Raw genomic sequence first — 8,259 nt, 5'->3', positions numbered from 1 at the left:
CGTTGAGGTACCCGACTCGGCTGCGGTTACCGCCTTCTGAAGCTCGTCGATGCGGTCCCGCAGCGCGGAAGCATCCTCGTAGCGCTCCTCGGCGACGGCGGCATCCTTCGACGCCACAGCCTCGGCGAGCTGCTGCTTCAGGGCGGCAACGTCAACCCGCATCCCGAGCCGCAGGCGCAACCGCGCCCCGGCCTGGTCGATGAGGTCGATCGCCTTGTCGGGCAGGAACCGGTCGCTGATGTACCGCGACGACAGGTCGACAGCGGCCTGGAGGGCAGCATCCGTGTAGGTCACACCGTGGTGCTCCTCGTAGCGCGAGCGCAGCCCGGCCAGAATCTTCACGGCATCCTCGGCGCTGGGCTCGTTGACCGTGACGGGCTGGAACCTCCGCTCAAGAGCGGAGTCCTTCTCCACCCGGCGGTATTCGCTCAGGGTGGTCGCACCGATCAGGTGCAGCTCGCCGCGGGCAAGGCGAGGCTTGAGGAGGTTGCCGGCATCCATTCCGCCGCCATCGCCTCCACCACCGGCCCCCACAATGGTGTGGAGTTCGTCGATGAAGATGATGAGGTCGCCCTTGTGCGTGCTGACCTCCCCCATGAGGTTGGTTAGGCGCTCCTCGAAGTCGCCGCGGTACCGCGCACCGGCAAGCAGTCCGGGCGGATCGAGGGAGACAAGGCGCTTGTTGCGCAGTTGCTCGGGCACGCTGCCGTCGACGATTGCCTGGGCCAGGCCCTCTACGACAGCGGTCTTGCCGACACCCGCCTCTCCGATCAGAACCGGGTTGTTCTTGGTTCGCCGGGAGAGTATCTCGATGGTCTGCTCGATCTCGTCGTGACGGCCGATGACAGGGTCGAGCCTTCCTTCTCGGGCCTGAGCCGTGAGGTCGACACCGTAGGTGTCGAGCGTGGGAGTTTCGGATGCCGCAGCACCAGCGGCGGTCGCGTCTGGAGCCGCCGCGCGGCCAGACTGCAGAGCCTGCGGCGTGACGCCGTGGGCAGCAAGAATCCGCCCGGCGGCAGAGTCGTGGTTGACAACAAACGCAAAGAAGACGTGCTCTGGGTCGATATAGGTCGAACCAAAGGCACGGGCCACCTGGTGGGCGTCGAGAAGTGCTCGCTGAGTCGACGGCGTCAGCGTGGGGGCGCCGGATGGGCGCTCTGCACTGTCACCGGGGAGCGCCTGCTCGATTGCGGCAGAGATCGCCGAAGCGTCTGCGCCGATTCCTCGCAGGGTTTCTGAAACCGAGGGAATGGTAACGAGCACGCGAAGCAGGTGAAGGGCGTCGAGCTCGGTGTGGCCGTGCTGGGCCGCGTTGCTTGCGGCTTCGCTAAGAACGTCGTGGGTGCGGCGACTGAGCAGCCGCGTGATGTCAATGGGGCGCCCCGTCTGGGCGGCGCGCTGCTCCTGAAGGTACCGCGCAAGGAACTCGTCGAACGAGCCAGCGCCGGCACCGACCGGACCAAAAAATGTAGGCATGAGACCCCTTTCCATAACTTGAGTCGCCTTGACTCATAGCAACGGCGGGGGTGCCAAAAACATTCCCGATGCGAGAGCTAGTCGGTGTCGCCCGAATGGGTCTCGAGAAACTCGTAGAGCTCGGTGTCGTCGACCCCGGGAAAGGTTCCCGAGGGCAGCGGCGACAGGATGTGCGAGTGCAGCTTGGCGCTTGCCCACGCCCTGTGCGACCAGCGCTCTGCGAACTCTCCCGAGGGCCTGCGGCAGCAGTTGACGTCGGGGCACGTCGAAGTCTCGCGATTGCGCGTATCTCTGCCCCGAAACCATTTGGCATCGTTGAAGGGCACACCAAAGGTGATGGAGAAGTCTCCCTGCGAGCTCGTTCCCGTCTGGGTCGAGCTCCAGAAAGTTCCGGAAGGCGTGTCGGTGTACTGGTAGAACTCGGTGGTTCGGTTGGTGCGGGTAAATGCCACGCGCGCACTCCAGTAGCGGCAGACGATCTGCCCTTCCATCGACCCCGTCACGTCGGTCGGGAGCCCCATCCCGTCGTTCTCATACCCCTTATAGAGTGCGCCGTCGTCGCCGACGCGGAGAAAGTGGACGGGCATGCCGAGGTGGCTGGTCGCCAGGTTCGTGAAGCGCAGGGCGGCGGCCTCGTGAGTTACGCCGAAAGCATCGCGAAAATCCTCGATCGCGAGGTTGCGCTCCTCTTTGGCCGTCGAGAGAAAATCGACGGATTGGCGCAGCGGCATCAGGCAGGCAGCCGCAAAGTAGTTGATCTCCAGTCTCTGCTGCAAGAACTCTGCGTAGCTGGCCGGTTCGTGGTGATCGAGTAGTCGATGGGCCATGGCCTGCAGGGCCATCGATCGCAGGCCGTGGCCGCCGGGGATTGATGCGGGGGGCAGATAAATACGGCCGTTTTCCAGATCGGTGACCGAACGCGTGGAGTGCGGCAGGTCGTCAACGTGGATGAGGTCGAAGCCCAGCCGCTTGGCCATCAGCGCGACAGAGCGATGGGTGAGGGCGCCGCTGGTGTGACCGACGCCCGCGAGGGCATCCTCTGCCAGCTTTTCTAGGTCGGGCAGGTAGTTGTTTTGCGTGCGCATGTGCTGGCGAAGCTCGGTGTTGGCGCGCCGAGCCTCCTCAGGAGTGGCGATCGCCTCACGCGCCCTGCGCGCGAGCTCGCGATGCAGTCCGACGAGGGCGCTTAGCGTGTCGTCGGTCATCGAGCGGGATACCCGAATAGTGGGCAGCCCGAGGCCCGCATAGAGGGCACCGTGCTGCAGCCGCTCGAGTTCGATCTCGAGCGATGCGCGATGCGTCGGAGGCTCGGACGACAGCAGTTCGGACACCTGGATGCCGAGGGCCTCCGATATCGACTGCAGCAGGGATAGCCGCGGTTCTCGTCGGCCGTTTTCCATCAGCGAAAGCTGACTGCCAGCAATGCCAACGGCAGATCCGAGTTGGTCGAGGGTGAGGCCTGCCTGAGTCCGGAAGTAACGGATGCGCTGGCCCAGTGTTGCAAGATCGGTCACGTCTTGAGCATAGCGAAAGATTGGCAATTCTTTTCAGCGGATATGGCCTTTACAGGCGCGTGAGGAGTTCCAGACTGTAATCACCGATGATTTTTGCACGCAGTTGCGTGCCGAGCGGATGGACACACCATGACACTGACGAGCCCACAACCCACAATTGAAGAAGCGACGTCAGCCTCGTATGCCGGTGCCCCCGTCGGCGCCAACGCTCGGGTCGTCGCCTGGGTCAACTCGATTGCCGAGACCACCCAGCCCGACTCCATCGTCTGGTGCGACGGTTCCCCGCAAGAGTGGGACCGCCTGACCCGCGTCATGGTCGATTCGGGCACGCTCATGCGCCTGAACCCTGAGCACCGCCCCTACAGCTTTCTCGCCCGCAGCCACCCGAGCGATGTGGCCCGCGTCGAGTCACGCACCTACATCTGCTCCGAGAACCAAGAGGATGCTGGCCCCACCAACAACTGGATCGCGCCAGACGAGATGCGGGCAACTCTGGCTCCGCTCTTCGAGGGTTCGATGCGCGGTCGCACCATGTACGTGATGCCGTTCTCGATGGGCCCCCTCGGCAGCCCGCTCGCCAAGCTTGGCGTGCAGGTCACTGACTCCCCCTACGTCGTCGCGTCGATGGGCGTTATGACTCGCATGGGCACGGCAGCACTCGACCTCATCACGGACGAGACCGAGTGGGTGCCCGCCGTGCACAGCGTTGGCGCCCCTCTTGCTCCCGGCCAGGAGGATGTCGCGTGGCCCTGCAACGACACGAAGTACATCAGCCACTTTCCCGAGACTCGCGAGATCTGGTCATACGGCTCTGCTTACGGCGGCAACGCACTGCTCGCCAAGAAGTCTTTCGCCCTGCGCATTGCCTCGGTGATCGCTCACGACGAGGGATGGCTCGCCGAGCACATGCTGCTGCTCAAGGTCACGAACCCACGCGGCCGGGTGTTCCACGTTGCCGCCGCCTTCCCGTCCGCCTGCGGAAAGACCAACCTGGCGATGCTCAAGCCGAGCATCCCGGGCTGGAAGGTTGAGACCATCGGCGACGACATCGCCTGGCTTCGCCCCGGCCCCGATGGACGGCTTCGCGCGATCAATCCCGAGGCTGGGTTCTTTGGGGTCGCCCCCGGAACGAGCCCCAAGACCAATGCGACCGCAATCGACACGCTGTGGGGCAACACGATCTTCACGAACGTGGCACTGCGCGAGGACGGCGACGTCTGGTGGGAGGGCCTCACCGACAAGGCTCCCGCGAACCTGACCGACTGGCAGGGCAACCCCTGGACTCCGGAATCGGGCGCACCCGCAGCCCACCCCAACTCCCGCTTCACCGTCGCCGCCCACCAGGCTCCGTCGATCGCGGACACGTGGGACGACCCCCAGGGCGTAGTGATCGATGCGATCATCTTCGGAGGCCGTCGCGCCACCAACGTTCCCCTCGTCGTCGAGGCTCGCGACTGGGAACACGGCGTCTTCATCGGTGCCACCGTCTCGTCGGAGCGCACTGCGGCTGCCGAAGGGGCCGTGGGCGAGCTTCGCCGCGACCCGTTCGCCATGATGCCCTTCTGCGGGTACAACATGGCTGACCACTGGTCGCACTGGCTTTCTGTGGGTGACACCCTGCGGGCCGCGGGCAACATGCCGCGCATCTTCCAGGTGAACTGGTTCCGCAAGAACGACGACGGCGATTTTCTGTGGCCCGGCTTCGCCGAGAACTCCCGCGTTCTCGAATGGATCCTGGACCGCGTCGACGGACGCGCAGAAGCGCAGGACACCCCGCTCGGGTACATGCCGCCGCAGGGCGCTCTCAACGTGGACGGGCTGGACATCAGCGAGAAGCACCTTGAGCAGCTGTTCGAGATCACACCGGAATCCTGGCTCGCCGAGCTTGACGACACGGAGCAGTTCTTCGAGAAGTTTGGCGAGCGTCTGCCCGCCGAGCTCTCTGCGCAGCTCGCCGAGATTCGCGAGCGCCTGACGGCGGAGTAATAACGTCGGAGCAAGACTCCATAATCGAGGCCTCGCGCCGCGCACACTGCGCACTGCGGGGCCTCGATCGTTAAAGCGGCCTCCCCCCACAACGTTTTGGCCTTGCCGCGCGTCTTAGGTAGTAGCGGGTGTCTCTCAGGCCACCCTGGACGTGCGACGCCTCGGGTGTCGAGAGAGGCGGGCATGGTGGCCACAGCGGCATGGGAACTCGTGGTGACCCGGCTCGTCGCCGAGCGCGGGGACGCTCTGCTTCGGTACGCCTACGTCGTCTCCGGCAGCCAGGATGACGCGGCCGACCTGGTGCAGGATGCCCTGGTCAAGACCTTTGGTCGGCTGCGCAACGGTCTTTCGCTGCAGAGCGCTGAGGCCTATGTTCGGCGGGCGATTCTGACGACCCATCTCGATGGCGGGCGCCGCACGCAACGATGGCGGCGCATCCTGCACCTGACCGCAGCGCCTGAGCACCACGTCTCCCCCGCGGAGTCGTCTGATACCCGCATCGATCTATTCGGAGAGCTGGCCAGGCTCACGCCCCGCGAGCGCGCGTGCCTCGTTCTGCGCTACTACGACGACTTCACCGTGGCCGATATCGCCGAGACCCTGGAGATCAGCCCTGGCACGGTGAAGCGTTATTTGAGCGACGGTCTCGCCAAAATGTCGGTCGCTCTCGCGGGCGGGTCTGTCCCTGGGTCAGGCACCGCGCCACCAGCCACCGCCCTGCGCCATTCCACTGCCGCGACACAAGGAGAAACCCATGCACAGCGATAGCGACTCCTCGAATGCGCGACAGCGCGATCTCAAGTCCCTCTTCTCTGAGACGCCTCTGAGTCTGGGCACAATCGATACTGCGGCGGTCATCCGTCGCTCACGCCGGAGGAGGCTGCCCCGCCAGGTGGGCGTCGGATCGGCCCTGACCCTCGCTGTCGCCGGGATCGGCGTTGCCGGAGCCACCGGGCTTCGGCTGCCGTCCTCGTCGATGACGATGACATCGGCATCGGATTCGGGTGCCCCTGTCCGGGAGTCCGCCGGTGGCGGGTTCACGGCCGAGGATTTTGTCGGGACTGCCGCCGGCGGCGCGGGCACCTCGCTCGCACCCGTAGAGAAGCTCAACCCCTGTGCCCTGCCGATCGCCGAGGTTGCGAGCACGACGACACTCGAGCTCTCCCCCCAGTTTCCCGCCGTTGCCGAGGCGAACGGCGTGCCGATCGCGGCATCCGTCACTCTGCACAACAGCGGCCAGGCTCACATCGTCGGCACAACGGCCGCCTCCCCTGCCATGACCCTCAGCCGAGACGGCGTCACGGTTTGGCACAGCAATGGGCCGCTGATCGCACTCGCCGTCGCCGTCGACCTCGCACCCGGCGAGTCGATGACCTACCCCGCATCCGTGGTTCCCGTGCTGTGCAACGAGCAGGATGAGGCGGCCGAGTCGTTCCGCGATGGCCTGCCGGCGCTCCCCGCTGGCACCTACGCTCTCAGCGCGGCGATCTACGTGACAACGGCGGACGGCGCTGTCGAAACGGTCACCGGCCCCGCCCAGCAGATCACACTTCAGTAGACCAGCGCGAGGGGGCGGCGATGCTCAGCCGGTTCCGATAAAGTCGCACTCACGAGGGGCATCTGTCCCTGAACGAGAGGACACGGTACATGGCAAAGCAATCGATCTTTGGCCGCATCGCCCAGTTGGCCAAGGCCAACATCAATGCGCTGCTCGACGCTGCCGAAGACCCTGCCAAGATGCTCGACCAGATGGTCCGCGACTACAGCAGCAGCATCTCCGAGGCCGAGAGCGCCATCTCAGAGACCATCGGCAACCTGCGCCTGCTGGAGCAGGACCACGCAGAGGATGTCGCCAACGCCGAGGACTGGGGCCGCAAGGCCATCGCAGCCAGCCGCAAAGCCGATGAGCTGCGTGCCGCGGGCGACGCTGTCGACGCCGACAAGTTCGACAATCTCGCCAAGGTCGCCCTGGGACGCCAGATGGCAGCCGAAAAAGAGGCGAAGGATGCCGAGCCGGTCATCGCCTCGCAGACTGCGGTGGTCGATCAGCTCAAGCGCGGCCTCGATGCGATGAAGGGCAAGCTCGGCGAGCTCTCGTCTAAGCGTGACCAGCTCATCGCCCGCGCCAAGACGGCACAGGCTCAAACTCAGGTCATGGATGCGATGAAGAGCATCGATCTGCTCGATCCGACCAGCGAAATCAGCCGCTTCGAGGAGAAGGTGCGGCGCGAAGAGGCCCGCGTTCTGGGGCAGCAGGAGCTCGCGTCGTCGAGCCTCGACGCCCAGTTCGAGCAGCTTGAATCGTCGGATCAGGCGATTGAGCTCGAGGCACGACTCGCCGCCCTCAAGCTCGGCGGCGCTCAGAATGCTGTGACCTCGGGCGAGTAGCCCCGAGTGGTGCAGTGAGGCGGCCCGGCGTGCAAGACTGACGCCGTGGCCGCCTCATTTTTTGTTGTTCCCCAATGGCAGGGCTCTGGCTCGGCGCGCGCGATGCGGTTGGCCGATGGGGCGCATGCGATCAGCAATGATCTTCCCGCGGCATCGACGACCCTGATCGATGTTCCGATCGGCGCCGGCGATGCCCTCGGCACGAGCGTGGCCCGGCTTTCATCCCTCTTGATGGTGCGAGACCGGCTGGCCGAAGCCCTGCTCGCCCATGGAGGCCCGGCGATAACGATCGGCGGCGATTGCGGGGTGCAGCTCGCCGCGGTGCCGCACGCGCTCACCCACTCACCTGATACCTGCGTGGTCTGGTTCGATGCCCACCCGGACCTCAATACTCCCCAGTCGTCGCCTAGCGGTGCCTTCACGGGCATGGTGCTGCGCACACTCCTCGGCCACGGCGCCGAGGAGCTCGTCTGCGCCGACCCGCTCGCGGCGCACCGAGTTGTCGTCGTCGGGGCCCGGCAGCTCGATGACGGTGAGGCCGAGTTCATCGAGCAGGAGGGCATCCGGATGATCGCGCCCACTGCGGGCATCGGAGAACAGGATGCCGCAGCGGCCATGATCGCCGAGCTTCTAGACGCAGTCGAGTCGACGGGGGCGACATCGGTTTATATCCATGTCGATCTCGATGTTCTTGACCCCGGCATCATCCAGGGAATCAGCTCACCCGTGCCGTTCGGGCTCAGCGCTGCAGATCTCGTGGCGATGATCGCGGCACTGCGCGGGCGCTACGCGCTCTCCGGCGCTGGCATAACCGAGTTCGCCCCGGCATCCCCCGAAGAAGCCGATGACGACATGGCGACCATTCTGCGCATCATCGGTGCTCTGACCCGATAGC

Annotated in this window: 7 protein-coding genes; 5 read left to right on the top strand and 2 right to left on the bottom strand. The window is 65.4% G+C overall.

The window, feature by feature from the left end; translation table 11 throughout:
* Positions 1 to 1,476, bottom strand: a 1,476-nt coding sequence (locus tag AC062T_RS13965; protein WP_476031022.1) for a Clp protease N-terminal domain-containing protein, incomplete at its 3' end; no start/stop codon positions are given.
* Between the two features lie 77 nt (positions 1,477 to 1,553).
* Positions 1,554 to 2,990, bottom strand: coding sequence for a helix-turn-helix domain-containing protein (locus tag AC062T_RS13960; RefSeq protein ID WP_108515691.1), 1,437 nt, complete (start codon positions 2,988 to 2,990; stop codon positions 1,554 to 1,556).
* Positions 2,991 to 3,119: 129 nt separating this feature from the next.
* Between AC062T_RS13960 and AC062T_RS13955 the strand changes: the two genes are divergently transcribed.
* From AC062T_RS13955 to AC062T_RS13935, 5 genes are all read left to right on the top strand, one after another.
* Positions 3,120 to 4,976, top strand: a complete 1,857-nt coding sequence (locus AC062T_RS13955; protein WP_476031020.1) for a phosphoenolpyruvate carboxykinase (GTP) — start codon at positions 3,120 to 3,122, stop codon at positions 4,974 to 4,976.
* A 186-nt stretch (positions 4,977 to 5,162) separates the two neighbouring features.
* On the top strand, positions 5,163 to 5,744 hold the full coding sequence (locus tag AC062T_RS13950) for a sigma-70 family RNA polymerase sigma factor (protein ID WP_476031018.1): 582 nt from the start codon (positions 5,163 to 5,165) through the stop codon (positions 5,742 to 5,744).
* Complete coding sequence (locus tag AC062T_RS13945) at positions 5,731 to 6,534, top strand: hypothetical protein (protein ID WP_476031016.1); 804 nt, start codon at positions 5,731 to 5,733, stop codon at positions 6,532 to 6,534. Before AC062T_RS13950 ends, AC062T_RS13945 begins: the two co-directional genes overlap by 14 nt.
* An 89-nt stretch (positions 6,535 to 6,623) precedes the next feature.
* Entirely contained in the window at positions 6,624 to 7,364 is a 741-nt protein-coding gene (locus AC062T_RS13940) for a PspA/IM30 family protein (RefSeq protein WP_108515686.1), read from the top strand.
* 45 nt (positions 7,365 to 7,409) lie between these two features.
* The gene (locus tag AC062T_RS13935) at positions 7,410 to 8,258 is read left to right on the top strand and encodes an arginase family protein (RefSeq protein WP_476031014.1); all 849 of its coding nucleotides are present in this window, start codon (positions 7,410 to 7,412) and stop codon (positions 8,256 to 8,258) included.
* Position 8,259 lies beyond the last annotated feature (1 nt).

The sequence above is a fragment of the Homoserinimonas sp. genome, assembly GCF_056262345.1.
This window is presented reverse-complemented; position numbering and strand designations above follow the sequence as displayed.